The organism is Hymenobacter wooponensis, assembly GCF_004745865.1.
Classification (GTDB): domain Bacteria; phylum Bacteroidota; class Bacteroidia; order Cytophagales; family Hymenobacteraceae; genus Hymenobacter; species Hymenobacter wooponensis.
Window position 1 is genome coordinate 916,352 of the sequence record NZ_SRKZ01000001.1, and the last position, 15,694, is coordinate 932,045.

At 56.4% G+C, this 15,694-nt stretch carries 14 protein-coding genes; 3 read left to right on the forward strand and 11 right to left on the reverse strand.

The window, feature by feature from the left end:
* Window positions 1-210 precede the first annotated feature (210 nt).
* Window positions 211-627, reverse strand: a complete 417-nt coding sequence (locus EU557_RS03875; protein WP_135529084.1) for a tellurite resistance TerB family protein — start codon at window positions 625-627, stop codon at window positions 211-213.
* A 154-nt stretch (window positions 628-781) separates the two neighbouring features.
* Window positions 782-1,759 (reverse strand): pectinesterase family protein, encoded by a 978-nt coding sequence (locus EU557_RS03880; protein ID WP_135529085.1) that lies wholly within the window; start codon window positions 1,757-1,759, stop codon window positions 782-784.
* Between the two features lie 236 nt (window positions 1,760-1,995).
* Here EU557_RS03880 and EU557_RS03885 point away from each other — a divergent pair, with 236 nt between their 5' ends.
* A complete protein-coding gene (locus EU557_RS03885) occupies window positions 1,996-3,099 on the forward strand; it encodes a lipase family protein (RefSeq protein WP_135529086.1) in 1,104 nt (367 codons plus the stop codon).
* A gap of 36 nt (window positions 3,100-3,135) precedes the next feature.
* On the opposite strand, the gene cypC is transcribed toward EU557_RS03885, so the two are convergent.
* On the reverse strand, window positions 3,136-4,458 hold the full coding sequence (gene cypC / locus EU557_RS03890; protein WP_135529087.1) for a CYP152 family fatty-acid peroxygenase CypC: 1,323 nt from the start codon (window positions 4,456-4,458) through the stop codon (window positions 3,136-3,138).
* 171 nt (window positions 4,459-4,629) lie between these two features.
* Here cypC and EU557_RS03895 point away from each other — a divergent pair, with 171 nt between their 5' ends.
* Window positions 4,630-5,550 (forward strand): carboxypeptidase-like regulatory domain-containing protein, encoded by a 921-nt coding sequence (locus EU557_RS03895; RefSeq protein ID WP_167855080.1) that lies wholly within the window; start codon window positions 4,630-4,632, stop codon window positions 5,548-5,550.
* Window positions 5,551-5,618: 68 nt separating this feature from the next.
* Here EU557_RS03895 and EU557_RS03900 read toward each other — a convergent pair whose 3' ends face one another.
* The 8 genes from EU557_RS03900 to EU557_RS03935 all read right to left on the reverse strand — a co-directional run bounded on the left by EU557_RS03900 (window position 5,619) and on the right by EU557_RS03935 (window position 13,999).
* Window positions 5,619-6,440 carry an enoyl-ACP reductase FabI gene (locus tag EU557_RS03900; RefSeq protein ID WP_135529089.1) on the reverse strand — a complete coding sequence of 274 codons (822 nt, stop codon included), beginning with the start codon at window positions 6,438-6,440 and terminating at the stop codon, window positions 5,619-5,621.
* A gap of 402 nt (window positions 6,441-6,842) precedes the next feature.
* Window positions 6,843-8,516: a DNA repair protein RecN gene (gene recN, locus EU557_RS03905; RefSeq protein ID WP_135529090.1), complete on the reverse strand. Its 1,674-nt coding sequence runs from the start codon at window positions 8,514-8,516 to the stop codon at window positions 6,843-6,845.
* Window positions 8,517-8,668: 152 nt separating this feature from the next.
* Window positions 8,669-9,589 carry a type IX secretion system protein PorD gene (porD, locus tag EU557_RS03910; protein ID WP_135529091.1) on the reverse strand — a complete coding sequence of 307 codons (921 nt, stop codon included), beginning with the start codon at window positions 9,587-9,589 and terminating at the stop codon, window positions 8,669-8,671.
* On the reverse strand, window positions 9,582-10,232 hold the full coding sequence (locus EU557_RS03915) for a phosphopantothenoylcysteine decarboxylase domain-containing protein (protein WP_135529092.1): 651 nt from the start codon (window positions 10,230-10,232) through the stop codon (window positions 9,582-9,584). The genes porD and EU557_RS03915 overlap by 8 nt, the downstream gene beginning before the upstream one ends.
* A gap of 112 nt (window positions 10,233-10,344) precedes the next feature.
* Window positions 10,345-10,914 (reverse strand): flavoprotein, encoded by a 570-nt coding sequence (locus EU557_RS03920; RefSeq protein WP_135529093.1) that lies wholly within the window; start codon window positions 10,912-10,914, stop codon window positions 10,345-10,347.
* A gap of 26 nt (window positions 10,915-10,940) precedes the next feature.
* Window positions 10,941-11,288: a DNA-directed RNA polymerase subunit omega gene (locus tag EU557_RS03925; RefSeq protein ID WP_135529094.1), complete on the reverse strand. Its 348-nt coding sequence runs from the start codon at window positions 11,286-11,288 to the stop codon at window positions 10,941-10,943.
* A 104-nt stretch (window positions 11,289-11,392) separates the two neighbouring features.
* Complete coding sequence (locus tag EU557_RS03930) at window positions 11,393-12,220, reverse strand: outer membrane protein assembly factor BamD (RefSeq protein WP_135529095.1); 828 nt, start codon at window positions 12,218-12,220, stop codon at window positions 11,393-11,395.
* 93 nt (window positions 12,221-12,313) lie between these two features.
* Window positions 12,314-13,999: an OstA-like protein gene (locus EU557_RS03935; protein ID WP_135529096.1), complete on the reverse strand. Its 1,686-nt coding sequence runs from the start codon at window positions 13,997-13,999 to the stop codon at window positions 12,314-12,316.
* A 279-nt stretch (window positions 14,000-14,278) separates the two neighbouring features.
* Between EU557_RS03935 and tilS the strand changes: the two genes are divergently transcribed.
* The gene (gene tilS, locus EU557_RS03940; protein ID WP_135529097.1) at window positions 14,279-15,607 is read left to right on the forward strand and encodes a tRNA lysidine(34) synthetase TilS; all 1,329 of its coding nucleotides are present in this window, start codon (window positions 14,279-14,281) and stop codon (window positions 15,605-15,607) included.
* The last annotated feature ends 87 nt before the right edge of the window (window positions 15,608-15,694 follow it).

The window sequence follows — 15,694 nt, forward strand, 5'->3', positions numbered from 1 at the left end:
CCAAGAACGTCCTGTTGAGCTAGTCAGGACATCTCGCTCGAATCGTTGAGCTACCTGCCCACCGTCAGCCCGCGCGATGTCTCGCCCAGCTCGACATGGCGTTCTTTGATAACAGTTCTAGGCCAGTCCTCGACCTTTAACACCTCCTCAGATGGGGAGGCGAACTAGCCGTTAGCTCTAGCTTTTTACCTGCTTCGCAACGCAGGTTACTTAGCTGACGGTAGGCGGGTTGCGGTTACCTAAGGGCTTGCCACCAGCCAGCTGGCTTACCATATCATCAAGGATGTCTTTGCTGTAGCCGATGCGGTTGGCGTACTCCATGCACAGGCCGTACTCGCGGGCATCAATGTTGCCGTCTTGCAGCATCATTTGTACCAGCGTTTGCAGCTCCATGGTACGCTGTAAGCCATCGGCCGGTACAATGAAACTCAGCACCCCCAGGTTGTCGGCAATGGGCTGCACTTCTTCTGATTTGAGGCCTAGCCGGTTACCTATTTGTAGTAGAAACTGGCTTTCTGCCTTATCCAGCTTGCCGTCGGCAGCAGCTATCAGTACTAAGTTTTGGAAGAATGCGAGCTTCTTTTGCTGGGTGTCCAGCACTTGTTCTATGGAGTGTTGCGCCTGCATGTGCGGGAGATATTCAGAGTTGATAATGGGCACCCGGTTTGGTGCATTCTATCAACGGTACCTTCCCCGGATAAGTTATTGTAGTAGCGCTGCTGCTCAGCTTCCCGGCAATGGGGGTAACCGTGGAAACCTGCTTTGCCTTCTAGGCCACTGTCTACTTCATTTCGGGGTTCCAGGGCTGCTGACTGGCGAAGATGTTCTTCAGCGTGTACTGCTTGGCCTCTTTGGCCGTGAGCTGCCGCGACCAGCTCACCCGCTGCCCTACCCGGGCGCCAGGCCCCGAGGAGCGGTACTCAGCGTACGAAGCAGTTTTCTCGTTTTCTGGCTTCTTCCAGTTGTCCCAGCCTTCGGGCCGGATGTGGGAGCCCATGTAGGTATTCAGGTACGCTACCTTGGCGTACGGCCGCCAGGGCCGCCCCAGCGATACATTGTTGTCTTGTGTGGTATCGGCTAGCAGCCGGCAGTTGAGGAACACAAAGCCGTAGGCCTGCTCCTGCGGTGTAGAGGCCGCCGTAATGTGGGAGTTCTTCTTGCTGAAGATGTTGCAACGGTCGAAAACAGCCGTGGCGGCCCCGAAGATGAAATCGGTAGTGCCCTCGATATAACAATCGCGGAAATACTGGCGGGTGTGGTCGGCGGCTAGAAATAGCGTGTCTTGGTCGCCCACGATGCGGCATTTACGGAACACGCAGCGGTCGGCTTCCACATGCAAGGCCACTGCCTGACCTACGCCCCGCCCAGCTGTATTCTGAAAGGTGATATTCTCGGCCCGGAAGTCGTTGCCCTGAATCAGGACTGAGTGCGAGGTATAGGTATTGATATCGCCCTTGCCGGTGTGGTCGTCGAAGGTGATGATGGTAGTAGCAGCGTCATCGCCAAGTAAGGAGATGTGCGTTTTGAGTACGGGCACTACCAGCTTTTCCTTGTACACACCCGGCTTCACCCGTATGATTACTTGCTTCTGCGACTGATCAGGCACGGCATTCACGGCTTCCTGCACCGTTTTGAATTGCCCGCTGCCATCTTGGGCCACAATGATTGGGCCACCGGCCGCCACCTGGCTTTGGGCGTGGGTATTGAGAGTAACCAGGAGCAGCAGGCTCCAAAACAGGGAAAGCAGAATCCGAGGCATGGTGGGAGTTTACGCAGAGTGGTTTAGCTAAAGACTGAGGTAGGAAAGAGAGCCATAATAGCGGAAAGCTGCTGCGGCTGGGCGCAAAGACGAAGCTATTTCGTTGGCAACGTTGCCGGGAACGTTGTCACTGGCAGCCAGCTTTTTTGTCAGAGCCTACCAAACAACCAGCACCAATGAAGCTTGTATTCTTTGTGCTGCTTGACAGTCTACCGCTCATCTAGGCCACTACCACTATGAGATATGCGTACCTGCTTAGCCTGCTGTTGCTGCTACTGGCTTTTCCGGCCCCCGCAGTGCAGGCTCGCCCTCTACGGCCCGGCTTCGAGAAAGCCGAGTACATAGAGCTGCTGCGCCTGCACGCCCGCCTGGCCGACACCTCCTTCTTCGGCCAAATTCCGCGGCCTACGCGCTTCCGCCACGCCTACCGCTCACCCGTGGTAGGTCTCGATAACCAGTGGGAGCTCTGGACCAGCCCCGACTCCGTGGCGGTGGTCAGCATTCGGGGCACTACGGCCAACTCGGCCAGCTGGCTAGAGAACTTCTACGCGGCCATGCTGCCGGCCAAAGGAGAGCTATGGCTCTCCCCTACTCGCACATTTCCCTATGCGCTATCGGAGAACCCGCAGGCGGCAGTGCACGCGGGCTGGCTCCTGGGCATGGCCTACCTAGCTGATGATGTGGTGGCCAAGCTCGACTCCTGCCACCGCCGTGGTATCCGCAACGTCATCATTATGGGGCACAGCCAGGGCGGGGCCATTGCCTATTTGCTCACCTCCCACCTGCGCGCCCTACAGCAACACCAGAAACTGCCGGCCACCATTCGCTTCAAAACCTACTGCAGCGCGGCTCCTAAGCCCGGCAACCTCTACTACGCCTACGACTTTGAGGCTCTCACCCAGGGCGGCTGGAGCTTCAACGTGGTCAACTCCGCCGACTGGGTGCCGGAAGTGCCGCTCAGCGTGCAAACGCTCACCGACTTCAACCCGGTAAATCCCTTCACTGATGCCCAAGCCACTATCAGCAAACAGAAGCTAACCCAGCGCCTGTTGCTACGGTACCTGTTCAACCAGCTAGCCAAACCAGCACGCAAAGCCCAGCGACGCTACCAGAAGTACTTGGGCACATTGGTTTCCAAGCAAGTACGCAAACAGCTCCCTGATTATCAGCCGAATGCCTTTTACCCCAGCAGCAACTACATGCGCGCTGGCACGCCCATCATCCTACTGTCCACTCCCGCCTACTACCAGCGCTTCCCTGTAGACAAAACCAAAGTATTCCAGAACCACCTGTTCGAGCCGTACTACTACCTGGCTGAGCGGCTGCCTAAGTCTGATTAAGCTTAGTATGTACTAAGCACAGAGTGGCCTAGGCCACTAGCCGTGGTGGAATGGGCAACCACCAGCAGCTGCAGTGGTTGCACTGGGCAGCCCAGCTACTGGGGCGGCTTTTCCAGTGCGGCGTACGTTAGTAATTATAAACCCACTCCTGGGCTGCGTAGGCATACGCGCTAGGTCGTAGTTTAGATCCTGGGGCGGCACGTCGTAGGTAATGCTGTCGTTGAGGAAACCCACGGCCTGTTTCATGGCCTCAATGGTAATCCACTCGCCAGCACAACGGTGGCCGGTTAGGTACCCACCCCCACCCTGCGGGATGAAGTTGTAGGGGTTCTCCTTCCAATGGCGGAACCGCTCGGGCCAGAATACTTCTGGGTCTTCCCACTGCCGCTCGTCGCGGTCGGTGCCGTACACATCGAGCAGCACCATAGTGCCTTTAGGGAAGGCAAAGCCGTGCCAAGTGAAGTTTTCGCGTACAATGGCCCCCACAAATGGCGTAAAGGGGAAGTAACGGCGCACTTCCTGTACAAACAGCTCGGCATAATCCTCATGGGGGTTGCGCAGCTGCTGGCGATAGGGCGGAAACTCGTGCAGAGCTAGCGCCGCGAAGGTGATATATCTAGCAATGGCCACAATGGGTCGGATGGCGTTGATCAGCTCAATGGCTGCCATCTGCACGTCAAACAGCTCCCCATCGGGCTCCCGATGCCAGGCCACGGTGTGAGCCGCCGTGCCTTCCTGCACCGGCAACTTCCCCGAGCGGATGTCTCGGATGATGCCGCGCATCCATCGCTCGTTGTTAATGCGCGCCAGTTTACTGCGACCATGCCGGAGGCCTACGCCCCCAAAGCCATCAATCATTTTGCCGAACTGCTGAGCCCGGAGGCTTACTTCCTCTTCCTGCAGCGGCACATTGGCCCAGGCACAAGCGGCTCGGCAAATGATTTCCTGTGCTTCCTTGAACAGCACTACTCGGTCTTGGTGCTCCCATTTATGGCTATAGGCCTCCCACTGCTCGGCTAGCAGGGTCATCAGGCGATGCCGACTGCCGGGCGTCATCAGCGACATGAACATCTCCTTCCGGCAGCGGTGCTCCTCATTATCGCGGGTCTGGATGGCGTGCAGGCCCATAAGCGTGGTTTGCACCCGCCGCGGAATAGCACCCGTCCGGATGAACTTCTTGGGGTCGTAGAATAGCTCTGCTGCCTCGGCCCCGTGCAGGCAAATGGCCTTCATGCCCATCAGCCAAATCTGGAAAATATCGGAATTGAAGCGCTGACTGCGGCTATATAGAAACGGGTAGCCTTCGCGCAGCAAATCCAAGGTGCTGTCGAAACTGGGGTCGCGGAGAATCTGAGGCATAGTAAAGGTTCAGGTCAGAGGAAGTGGCCTAGAGCCACCTTATGAGCTCTCCTATCCTACGCAGCGGCCCTATATATGATACGCAGGAGCTTGGCTCTAAATAGGTTTCCGCTGCCGATATGGAATCTAATAGTATCAAGCATCGAGAGAACAATTGAACCCACCTCCCGAATGAAACAGCTTCTACTAATTGTCTTTTGCCTGCTACTACAACCTGCCTTAGGCCAACAAGCCAGCGTGTCGGGCCGCGTCCTCGACTTTACGACTGGCCTGGGTTACCAGGGAGCCACCATTCTGCAGAAGGGCACATCCAACGGCATGTCGGCCGATGCTCTAGGCAACTTTACACTGGGAGTGCCCTCCGGTACCGATAGCGTGACGCTCCAAGTATCTGCTATTGGCTGCGTTACACAGACCTCGCGGGTGGCTGCAGGGAGCTTTTCTATCTTTCTGCTGGAAGCCGACAACCGCGAATTCTGTGATTTACCGGTCTATCCTAAGCTTGTGCTAGGCCTGTCCAGTGGAGTCCGGTATGCTCCATTTGGAGCCTTGTTGCAGCATCCGCGCCTGTTTCACCGGCCGTACTCGGCAGGAGTCAGCTACCAGACAAACCTGCATCGGAACTATGCGCTCAGTGCTCACCTTGAATTGCCAGCTTTAGTAAGCCATAACCGCCTGCGTATAACCGAGGCAGTGGCCTACAACCAATTACAAGCGGAGCCAGCCAACGCCAGATTCCGCAGCTATCTGGTCACCTTTGGGGTGAGTATCTACCGGCTCGGCATGGTACGGATGCCTACCTTGCTGGTAAAGGGCGGCTATGCTCAGTACCAGCCCATACATAATGCTGAGACAAGCACCGCCAGTACTGGCTATGGGTTTGGATTAGGCCTCTCGCACTCGTTCTTTCCCAATACTATAGATCTGGCTAGCGAACTACACGCAACCCGATGGCCGGGATATTGGCAGTGGCAAGGTAAGCTGACCAAGAGCGTTAGGTTTCCAACTGCCACCTTTCAGACAGGCCTGGGACTTAACCTGCTGCGCCGCTATTGCGAGGTTTCGGCCACCGTAAGCTACACCTTCTTCTAACTGCCTGACGCAGCAAAAAAGCCCGACCATTTATGGCCGGGCTTTTTTGTTGGAGAATAACTACTGGCCTAGGCCTTGTTGTTGGTAATGAGCTCTACAATTTCTTCGGAGATGCCGGTGGTGCTAAAGCCACCGTCGTGCATGAGGTTCTGCATGGTCACGTAGCGAGTCAAGTCCGAGAACAGCGAAATGCAGTAGTCGGCGCAGGCTTCGGCGGGGGCATTGCCCAGCGGCGACAGGCGGTCAGCGTACTCATAGAACGCGTCGAAGCCGCTGATACCAGTGCCAGCCGTAGTTTTAGTGGGCGACTGCGACACGGTGTTCACGCGCACTTTCTTCAGCTTGCCAAGGCGCTGCCCGTAGCTGCGAGCAATGCTCTCGAGCATCGCCTTAGCCTGCGACATATCAGTGTAATCGAGGAAGGCTCGCTGAGCGGCGATGTACGACAAAGCCACTACCGAGCCCCACTCGTTGAAGGCATCCTGCTTCTCGGCCACGGCCAGCATGCGGTGCAGCGACATAGCCGACACGTCCAGCGTCTTTTGGTACCACTCGTAGTTCAGCTCGCCGTAGTGTTTGCCTTTGCGGATGTTGGCGCTCATGCCAATGCTGTGCAGCACGAAGTCGATTTTGCCGCCGAGCTGCTCCTGGGCACCGCTGAACAGCTTCTCCAGGTCTTCCATGGAGGTAGCATCGGCCGGAATGATGGGCGCGTTGCACTGCTCCGAAAGCTTATTGATTTCGCCCATACGCATGGCCAGGGGCGCGTTGGTGAGTACAAAGCGGGCACCTTCGGCGTGAGCCTTCAGGGCTACTTTCCAGGCAATGGATTCTTCGTTAAGAGCACCAGAAATGATGCCGACCTTGCCAGCGAGTAGGTTATTGGACATTGGAATCTGAGTAGATGACGAGTGCTAAGATAACGGAGCTACACCAATTAGCCTTACAGAGCCATTCCCTTGCTTATGCAAATAGACACCACCAAATAGAGAGCCCCACTCCTGTTGCCATCAACCCAACGAGAAGAAGCAAAAGACTTGTCTGCCTCTTCATAAATAGGACGTAAGCGTTCAACAGATTCAAAATCAAGCCACCTGCTACAACTGCTTGGTCCTGTCGGTTGGAAAGCAGATTCAACGGCCGCCCTGTAAACATGTAGACTAGACAGAAAAATGGGTACAGCTTGGCAATCGGCCTCAGCACGCGCAGTATACCTGTTGCTGCCGCAGAATTTATCACTGTCTGACTCATAGAAGGCAATATAACCATTACCTCTCTAGCTCATAGCAGCCCTATCCCACCAACTCCTCCCCACGCATGGCGAGCAACTCGCGGGCACTCTGGAATGCGTTCTGGCTGGGGTTGGCGCCGGAAATCATCTGGGCAATTTCCTGGATGCGCTCGTTTAATTCCAGGGTCCGGATGCGGCTCACGGTGCGGTCGGCGCGGTCTTCCTTGTACACGAAGTAATGCGCGTCGCCGGCGGCGGCCATCTGGGGCAAGTGACTAATGGCAATAAGCTGGTGCTTTTTGGCCATTTGCTGCATCATGCGGCCTACTTTCACGGCAATTTCCCCACTGATACCGGTGTCAATCTCATCGAACACGATAGTCGGCAGGGCAGTTTTGTCGGCCAGCATGTATTTGATGCACAGCATGAGGCGCGAGAACTCACCGCCTGAGGCCGCTTTGCTCAGCGTCTGGGGCTGGGCACCTTTGTTGGCCGTGAATAGGATACTGATGATATCAGTACCACTAGCAGCGGGTGCGCCGGCTTGGTGCTGCACCACAATGCGCGAGTGCGGCATGCCCAGTTCGGCCAACAGGCCTACCAACTCCTTCTCAAACTTGGGGAATACCTTACGGCGCGACTCTGACAAGCGGGCGGCCTGCTTGGTAACAGTAGCTAGAGCAGCTTCGGCGTCGCGGCGGAGGCGAGAAATTTGCTTGTCCAGGTTAAGCACCGACCCTACTTTGTCGCGCAGTTCTGAGCGCACGGCCAAAAGGGCTACCACGTCGCGCACCTGGTGCTTACGCTGCAGGCTGTAGAGCACGTTCAGGCGACCCTGCAGCTCGTCAATGCGGGCGGGGTCGCCCTCGGTGCGGCGCTCGGCGGCCTCTATCTCATCAGAGATGTCATGAATTTCGATCAGGCAGCTATCTAAGCGCTCCTTCAACTCCTTAAACGAGTCAGAATAAGCGGCTACCTGGCCTAAGAGTGTAGCCGTTTCTTTTAAGGAGCTCGTGGCGCAATACTCGCTTTCTGTTAGGCTTTGCAGGGCTTGGGTCAGTTTGTACTTGATTTCCTCGGCGTGCTCCAGCTGCTTTACCTCCTGCTCAACTTCCTCCTGGTTTTCGTTGTCGAGGCGCGCATCTTCCAGCTCATTGAGCAGGAATGTGTGGTAGTCGAGCTCCTTGTTAGCCTGGGCTACTTGGTCTTCCAGCGCTTTCAGGTCGGCCTCCAGCTTGCGGTATTGGCGGTAGGCGTTGCTGTACTGCGCCCGGGTGGGCACTAGGCCAGCGTACAAATCCAGTAGGTTTAGCTGGAACACGGCATCACCCAGCAGCAGCGTGTCGTGCTGGGAGTGAATGTCCATCAGGTTGGCGCCAATGTTTCGCAGCGTTTCCAGCGTGACCGGCGTATCGTTCACAAAGGCCCGGGATTTACCGGCCGGACTTATCTCGCGCCGCAGAATGCACTGGGTATCGTAGTCGAGGTCTTCGGATTCGAAGATATCTTGAAGCTGATAGTTGGAGATATCGAACTGGCCTTCAATCACGCATTTCTTCTCGGTATCGAAGAGCATGCGCGAGTCGGCGCGGTTGCCGAGCAGTAGGCCTATAGCGCCGAGCATGATGGACTTGCCCGCGCCGGTTTCACCGGTGATGATATTAAGTAAAGCCGAGGGTCGCAGCTCCAGCTGCTCAATCAGGGCGTAATTGCGAATGCGAAGGTCAACCAGCATAGCAAACCAAATGAGGGCCGGGCATACGGCCGTAGCTGACAAAGAGAAAAGCTACTACGCCAGCCAAAACAAAGCGGGCGTAGTAGCTTTACAAAGCTACTAACTCATTTAGCTAATTACCAATTAAATTCGCAACAGAATTTTTCAACGGCTTACAGCTGCTGCATAATTGCCTGATACTTTGCGGAGTTAGTCGGGTCAACTTCCGTTAGCATGGTTGCTACCTGTACCTTCTGCTGCTGGTCGGGGCTGCTGCGAAATACGTTAGCTATTTCGTCGGATTTTGTGGTGAAAAAGGCCCGGGCCAGCAAAGTACCTGGCCTACGCTGCACGGCTTGCTGCACTCCTTGTAGCGCCGTAGCAATGTTAGCGCGGGCTTCTTCGGGCTTGGTGATGAAGATGTCCATACCCTGCCGGTAGTAAGCGTACATGCCACTCCGGAAAGCTTCCAGCTGCGGGTCCTGCAGATTATTCAGCAGCCAGTAACGGTTGCCCGACTCAGTATCTTTCCAGCCAGCATCCTGCTCATTGGTGGAGTTCTGCGAAGCGGCATTGGTAAGCACAATCCGGGCCCGGTCGTAATAGGGGGAGCCGCCGAGGGGTGAGAAGCTGTCTTGGTCCATACCGATAATGGTAAAGGCATAGAAAGTCAGCAGCGAGGACAAGTTACCGACGAACGTATTCTCGGAATAGTCAATCGGGTTTTGCGGTGTGTAATTGAAGATCCAGCCTTTATCGGCGTAGCTCAGCAGGTTGGTCTCGTAGCCGGTACCATACACAGGGCGCGTGCTTAGCACCCGCACGGTAGCGCGGTAGGTGCCGTTCTGCGGAATCTCGGTAATACCGACAAAAAAGCGGCACCGGATTTTTTCCTGAGGGCGGTAGGTCTGCCGGGTGAAGGAGCGCGTGTTGAGGAACGTCTGCATGTCGTTCTGCATCTGCTGCACCAGCTGGCGGTCGGCAATGGTCACGTTTTCAGTCGTGACGCGCACCTCGGCCAGGAGTTCTTGGGCGCGGGCCGGGGCAGCCAGCAGCAGCGGTAACAGAAGGAGTAGCAGAGAAAACTTACGCATGATGGGAGTAGCGGGCAAGAACAGTCTGAACAATGTCGCGGGCCACGGCAACTTTGGGCTTTAACTCAAAGATAGTCATTTGCCCTCCGGCTTCCAGCAGCGTTACCTTGTTGGTATCGTGGCGGAAGCCCGCTCCGGCATCACGCAAGGAGTTCAACACCACGAGGTCGAAATTCTTGCGCCGGAGCTTGTCGAGGGCGTAGGCCTGCTCGTTATTCGTCTCCAACGCAAAACCCACAGAATATTGTTCAGGGCGCTTGGTGTGGCCTAGCGTACCGGCAATATCTACGTTCTTCACCAGCTCCAGCGTGAGGGTGTCTCCCTCCTTCTTAATCTTGTTTTCAGCGATATGACGCGGCTTGTAATCGGCCACGGCCGCCGCAAACACCCATATGTCTGCCTGCGGCGCCACGGCAGCGGCGGCGGCGTACATCTCATCGGCGGTTTGTACGCGCTGGATGGCGATGCGCGGGTGCGCGGGATCAGGCAAACTAGTTGGCCCACTCACCAGCGTTACTTCTGCCCCTTCTGCAGCAAACGCCTCGGCTAGCGCGTAGCCCATTTTGCCAGTGCTATGGTTGCCGATGAACCGAACGGGGTCAAGGGGTTCATACGTGGGGCCAGCCGTGATAAGGACGCGCATTATGGTGGGTAAGAAGTAAAATAGCACGTCATCCTGAGTGCCGGATGGATCTTGTCACGTCAGCACGAGATACTAGGCCACTCGCTCAATCGTAACTGTATCCATCCGGCACTCAGAATGACGTGCTTTGCGATAGAAAAAATTGCTCCAGCTCAGCCTGGATTTCTTCCGGCTCCAGCATGCGGCCGGGCCCGGCTAGGCCACTTGCTAGCTCACCGGCAGGCGAATCCCAAACGGTATTGCCGTACTGGCGCAGGCGCGCTATGTTAGCCTGAGTGGCGGGGTGTTGGTACATATCCAGATCCATGGCGGGAGCCAGAAACACGGGGCAGCGAGCCGATAGATACACCGCATCAAGCAGGGTATCGCAGAGGCCGTTGGCCAGGTGGCCTAGGGTATTGGCCGAAGTGGGCGCTATCACCAAGGCATCGGCCCAGAGGCCGAGGTGCACGTGGTTGTGCCACTCTCCCGCTCGCTCATCCTTCAGGAAGCCCTGCAGTACTGGGTTCTTGGACAGCGTACCCAACGTTAAGGGCGTGACAAAGGCCGGGGCCGAGGGTGTCAGGATAACCTGTACCTCCGCCCCGGCCTTCACCAGGAGCCGCACCAAAAACGCCGATTTGTAGGCCGCTATGCTTCCGCAAACGCCCAGCAAAATCTTACGCCCGTGCAGCGACGACATATGTGCTTGTGTAGAAACCGTGCAGACTACTCAGCCCGACGAGCTTCTGGCAGCTGGGCCACTTCCTCTTCGGTGCGGTACATCACTTTGCCTTCCAGGAACTCCTCAATGGCCAGGTTAGTAGGCTTGGGCAGGCGCTCGTAGTGCTTCGAAATCTCGATTTGCTCGCGATTTTCAAATACTTCTTCTAGGTTATCAACAGTAGTGGCAAACTCGGCCAGCTTGCCGTTCAACTCCTCTTTCAGCTTCACAGCCAGTTGGTTGGCGCGCTTCGAGATAATGGCGATGCTCTCGTATACGTTGCCGGTATCGTTAGCGAATTCCGACATGTTGCGGGTCACGATGGAAGCGGAGACGTTGTTAGGAGTTTTCATATGACTTGATCTTCTGATGTGCTGATGATTGATGTGGGGGTGCTAATGTGCTGATTTTTGAGAATCTACTAGTGTTTACCTAACAGCTCCCAACACCAGTGCATTTACTTGGCCGCAGTGGTTTCGGCGGGCTTCAGCTTGTCTACTTCAGCGCGGGCGGTGGTGTACATCCGCTCGGCGTCTTTGAGGTTTTTGCTTTGCGGATACGTGTCAATGAAGCTCTGGTAGAAGGCAATAGCCTCCAGGTATCGCTCACGTTGCTTTTCCGGTACGCTTTCCTTAGCCAGATCGTACTGAGCACTCAGCTTGTAATAAGCAGCCTGCTCATTCAAGGCCGAGGCAGGAAACTGCTGCTGGAAGCCGGTGAAAGCCGTTACGGCCGACTGGTAGTAGCGCAGGTCGTAGTAGAGGCGGGCGCTGAGGAAAGCCTTGCTCTCCAGCTTCTTCTGTAGCTCCTGCGACATGCTTTCCGTTTCCTGCCGGAACTTGCTCTCGGGGTAGCGGTTCAGGAATTCCTGAATGCCCTCCAGCGCCGTGAACGTGTTGGTCTGATCGAGCTGAAACTCCGGCGAGTCGCGGAACAACGACTTAGCGTGCAGGAACATGGCCTCCTCCGTTAGGGGCGAGTTCGGGTACGTCTCGTAGAAGGTCTTAAAGTAGTAAGCGCCCAGCGTGTAGTTGCGCTGCTTGAAGTTGGTATTGGCGAAGTAGAACTGGGCCTTTTCTGCCTCGGGGCGGCCTTTCAACAGCGGAATCAGCTCTTCGAGCAGCGTGCCAGCCTTGAAATAGTCGCCTTTATCGTAGTACTGAATAGCGGCTTCGTACTTCTTGTTCACGTCGCTGCTCTTGAGCAGCTTCTGATAGCCCGTGCAAGAGCCGAGCAGCAACGCGCTCAATAACAGAACAAAGAAGGTAGGGCGAAAAGAGAGCATAAGGGGCGCAAAGGTAACGAAATGGTCTTAATTCACAGATAGTCGGAAGGAGCCCACCGGAGCAGACATCGGATAAACCGGCTATTCGTCAATTTACTTTTTTAGCGTAACCGCTTTTGGAGCGGGAGTAGCAGGTTTTGGCTGTTTCTTATTGGACTTAACAGGTGCTTTTTTCTTAGCGGGGGCTTTCTTGGCCGGAGCCTTTTTCTTGGGCGGAGCGGCAAAGTGCTTTCCTAACGTTTGGCGGCGGGTGGGGCGTTCCTTAGGTCGCCACCGAAAGCCGGGAAGCTTGCTGTCCTCTGGTTTCAGCTCATTAGGAGGAATGAAGCTGGCATCCGGATTGGTGAGAAAGGTAATGGTCTGCAGCTTGCTTTCGGCAAACCGCATAGCCATAGTGGCGGAAAGTGCCCGGTTAACGCCCGACACAGCCGTGTCACCTTCAAGAGCATAGTAGAGGCTCTCGGCGTTGCCAAGCACGTCAATTTTTTTTATGGCCTTCTCCCCGAAGTAGGCCACCATGTTGCGGCCTTTCACCTGGTTGAAGTTTAGCAGGGTGTCTTGGCCAATACTGAAAGCGTGGCCGTAGAGGCGCATCTGGTCAATCTTGCCCTTCCGCTGCTGAATCTCCATGCTGTCGGCGGTGAGCTGGTTCTTATTGTTCCAGAGCACCGGGTCATGGCTCAGATAGATGATGGAGTCCTGCCGGTCGTAGGTCAGCGAGTCGCAAATACCCTGCAGGTCGGCGCGAAAAATGCGGACTTTCCGGTAGGCATAGATTACGCCGGCCTTGTTTAGAGGTGGCCTACCTTCCAGGCTCACCAGCGTATCGGCGGCCAGGTACAGCGTATCTTTTTCGTTAATGTTGCGCATCACTGGGGTGCCATAAATCTTGGCTCTCCCCTGCCCCCGCCAGTAGCGCCCCACGTCGCCGCGAATCACAATGTTGTCCTTCTTGGCCGTCATAGAGACGTTGCCGGTGGCTACGCCGTACTGCCGGGCTTCGTCGTAGAACAGCTTGTCGCCGCCCAGCAGGTAGTTGGGCGTTTCAATTTTAGCGTTGCGGGCGAAGTTCGAGACTTTGGTTACGGTGTTGTAATTACCATTCTCGGCGTAAAGGTTACCCTGGGGCCCCTTGATGCGCGTGGGCCCGAAGAAGTAGGCCACCTTGGTAATGGTGTTGTACTGCAGCGTATCGGTATCGATGGTGTTTTCCTTGGTAATCAGCTTTACGTCGCGCTTGAAGCTGAATACTTTTGTGGCGGTGCTGTAGTAGCCAAACTGACTATCGAGCGTGTTCTCGGGGTCTTGGAGGTGTCCGCCGGTGCTGTAGTAGGCCAGGTTGCGGTTCAGGTCGTAATCGAGGAGCTGGGTGGTGAGCGTCATGCGCGGGTCGCGCAGCGTCACGTTACCGGTCATGCGGGCCTTGCGGGTATCACCATCGTAAAAGCCCCGGTCGCCGGTAATGGTGATGGTGTCGTTCTGGATGATGCGCACATTGCTGAACGCCTCCAGAGCGTTGCGTTCGGTGTACTGGTAGGCCGAGTCGCAGTAGAGCAGCGTGGTGCCCTGCCTCAGGCTTACATTGCCGAGCAGTTTCCGGATCTGGACGCCGTTGAACGAACCACCCTGCAGCTGGCCAGCACTAATCAGATCAATCGGCTGCCCTTTAGGCAGTGGCGAAGCTTGACCGCTGGTACGGTTCGCGGGCCGATTTTGGGCCATTGCCAGCAACGGCAGCAGCGCGAAAAACAGAAGAAAAAGTGACTTCGGGAATGACATTTCGGGGCAAAGGTACAGAAGGCCCGTCGGTAACGGTTTTCTTTGTGGAATAGTACAGGCCTAGGCCAGTTCGTAGCAACTCTGGCTGGCCTCTAAAGCTAGAGACTAAAGGCTAGTTCCCCTCCTCAGATGAGGAGAGGTTAGGGAAGGTCGACCGTAGCGTCAAACATCCTCTAGCAACTAGCTCTAGTCATCGTTCTAGGCCACCTATACCACCCCTAGCCCCTCCTCGTCAAGGAGAGGAACTAGCTTTTAGTCTTTAGCAGCCCAAACCTCCCCATGCTCGACCGCATTCAACATTTCATACAAGAACAAGACCTCTTCTCCCCTACTGATACCCTGCTGGTAGCCGTTAGCGGCGGCATGGACTCGGTGGTGCTGGCCGATGTGCTGCACCGGTTAGGCCAGCCGTTTGCCATAGCCCACTGCCACTTTGGGCTGCGCGGCGAGGAGGCCGACGCCGACGAGCAGTTCGTGCGCAAGCTGGCCAAGAAGTACGATGTGCCCTACTTCGCCGAGTTCTTCCAGACCAAGCAGTTTGCCGAGCAAGAAGGCATCTCCACGCAGATGGCGGCCCGCGCCCTGCGCTACGAGTGGTTTGAGCGCCTGCGCCAGACCCAGGGGCTGGCCTACATTGCCACCGCCCACCACCAGCGCGACGCCGCCGAGACCATACTGCTCAACCTGACCCACGGCACTGGCCTAGCCGGCCTGCACGGCATCCGGCCCAAGAACGGCTACCTAGTACGTCCCCTGCTGCCCATCGGCAAAATGGAGCTGTACGACTACCTGGTGGAGCACCACCTGATGTGGCGCGAAGATGCCAGCAACGACAGCCCCGTGTACCAGCGCAACCGCCTGCGCCTGGAGGTGCTGCCCGTGCTGCGCGACATTAACCCCAACCTCGACCAGACCCTGCAGATTACCGCCGAGCGGGTGGGCGGGGCCGAGGAAATTGTGCGCCGTTACGTAGAGGACACCGCCGCCCAGGCCCAGCGCGAGGAAGCCGACGCCACCTACCTGGACATCCGGATGCTACAGAAAACGGCCGCTACCACCCTGGTGCTGCACGAGCTGCTGCGCCCCTTCGGCTTCTCCTACATCATGACCAAGGACATCGTGCAGAGCTTCGGGGCCGAGCCGGGCCGCCGCTTTGAGTCGCCGACGCACCGGCTGGTGAAGGACCGGGAGCAGCTGGTTATCACGCGCCGCAACCTCACGAAGTTCGGCACCCACCAGTTGGTGCTAGGCCAGGAAGCACTCAAGATTGACGGCCTGCACCTGCGCACCGAGCTGCACGAGGTGGCGGAAGGCTTCGACATTCCGCGCGGCAAAGCCGTAGCCGCCCTGGATGCCGATGTGCTGAAGTTTCCCCTCATTGTGCGGGCCTGGCAGGAAGGTGACTGGTTTATGCCCATCGGCATGAAAGGCAAGAAGAAGCTCTCCGACTTCCTCATCGACCAGAAGGTGCCACTCAACCTCAAAGACAACGTGCAGGTGCTCTGCTCCGCCGATGGCAAGATTGCCTGGGTTATCGGCTTCCGCCCCGACGAGCGGTTCAAAGTGACCGAGGAAACCGAGCGCGTGTTGGTAGTTAAGCGGATGTAGTGGCCTAGGCCTAGTGGGTACTATATGCTCATAAGAACGGTCATGCTTAGTTTGTCTGAGCATGACCGTTTTTGGTTAGTATACACT

What these genes read in the sequence shown, in the direction of transcription:
- EU557_RS03875 (WP_135529084.1), bottom strand. Translation starts at nt 627, where the DNA reads ATGCAGGCGCAACACTCCATAGAACAAGTGCTGGACACCCAGCAAAAG.
- EU557_RS03880 (WP_135529085.1), bottom strand. Translation starts at nt 1,759, where the DNA reads ATGCCTCGGATTCTGCTTTCCCTGTTTTGGAGCCTGCTGCTCCTGGTT.
- EU557_RS03885 (WP_135529086.1), top strand. Translation starts at nt 1,996, where the DNA reads ATGAGATATGCGTACCTGCTTAGCCTGCTGTTGCTGCTACTGGCTTTT.
- cypC (WP_135529087.1), bottom strand. Translation starts at nt 4,458, where the DNA reads ATGCCTCAGATTCTCCGCGACCCCAGTTTCGACAGCACCTTGGATTTG.
- EU557_RS03895 (WP_167855080.1), top strand. Translation starts at nt 4,630, where the DNA reads ATGAAACAGCTTCTACTAATTGTCTTTTGCCTGCTACTACAACCTGCC.
- EU557_RS03900 (WP_135529089.1), bottom strand. Translation starts at nt 6,440, where the DNA reads ATGTCCAATAACCTACTCGCTGGCAAGGTCGGCATCATTTCTGGTGCT.
- recN (WP_135529090.1), bottom strand. Translation starts at nt 8,516, where the DNA reads ATGCTGGTTGACCTTCGCATTCGCAATTACGCCCTGATTGAGCAGCTG.
- porD (WP_135529091.1), bottom strand. Translation starts at nt 9,589, where the DNA reads ATGCGTAAGTTTTCTCTGCTACTCCTTCTGTTACCGCTGCTGCTGGCT.
- EU557_RS03915 (WP_135529092.1), bottom strand. Translation starts at nt 10,232, where the DNA reads ATGCGCGTCCTTATCACGGCTGGCCCCACGTATGAACCCCTTGACCCC.
- EU557_RS03920 (WP_135529093.1), bottom strand. Translation starts at nt 10,914, where the DNA reads ATGTCGTCGCTGCACGGGCGTAAGATTTTGCTGGGCGTTTGCGGAAGC.
- EU557_RS03925 (WP_135529094.1), bottom strand. Translation starts at nt 11,288, where the DNA reads ATGAAAACTCCTAACAACGTCTCCGCTTCCATCGTGACCCGCAACATG.
- EU557_RS03930 (WP_135529095.1), bottom strand. Translation starts at nt 12,220, where the DNA reads ATGCTCTCTTTTCGCCCTACCTTCTTTGTTCTGTTATTGAGCGCGTTG.
- EU557_RS03935 (WP_135529096.1), bottom strand. Translation starts at nt 13,999, where the DNA reads ATGTCATTCCCGAAGTCACTTTTTCTTCTGTTTTTCGCGCTGCTGCCG.
- tilS (WP_135529097.1), top strand. Translation starts at nt 14,279, where the DNA reads ATGCTCGACCGCATTCAACATTTCATACAAGAACAAGACCTCTTCTCC.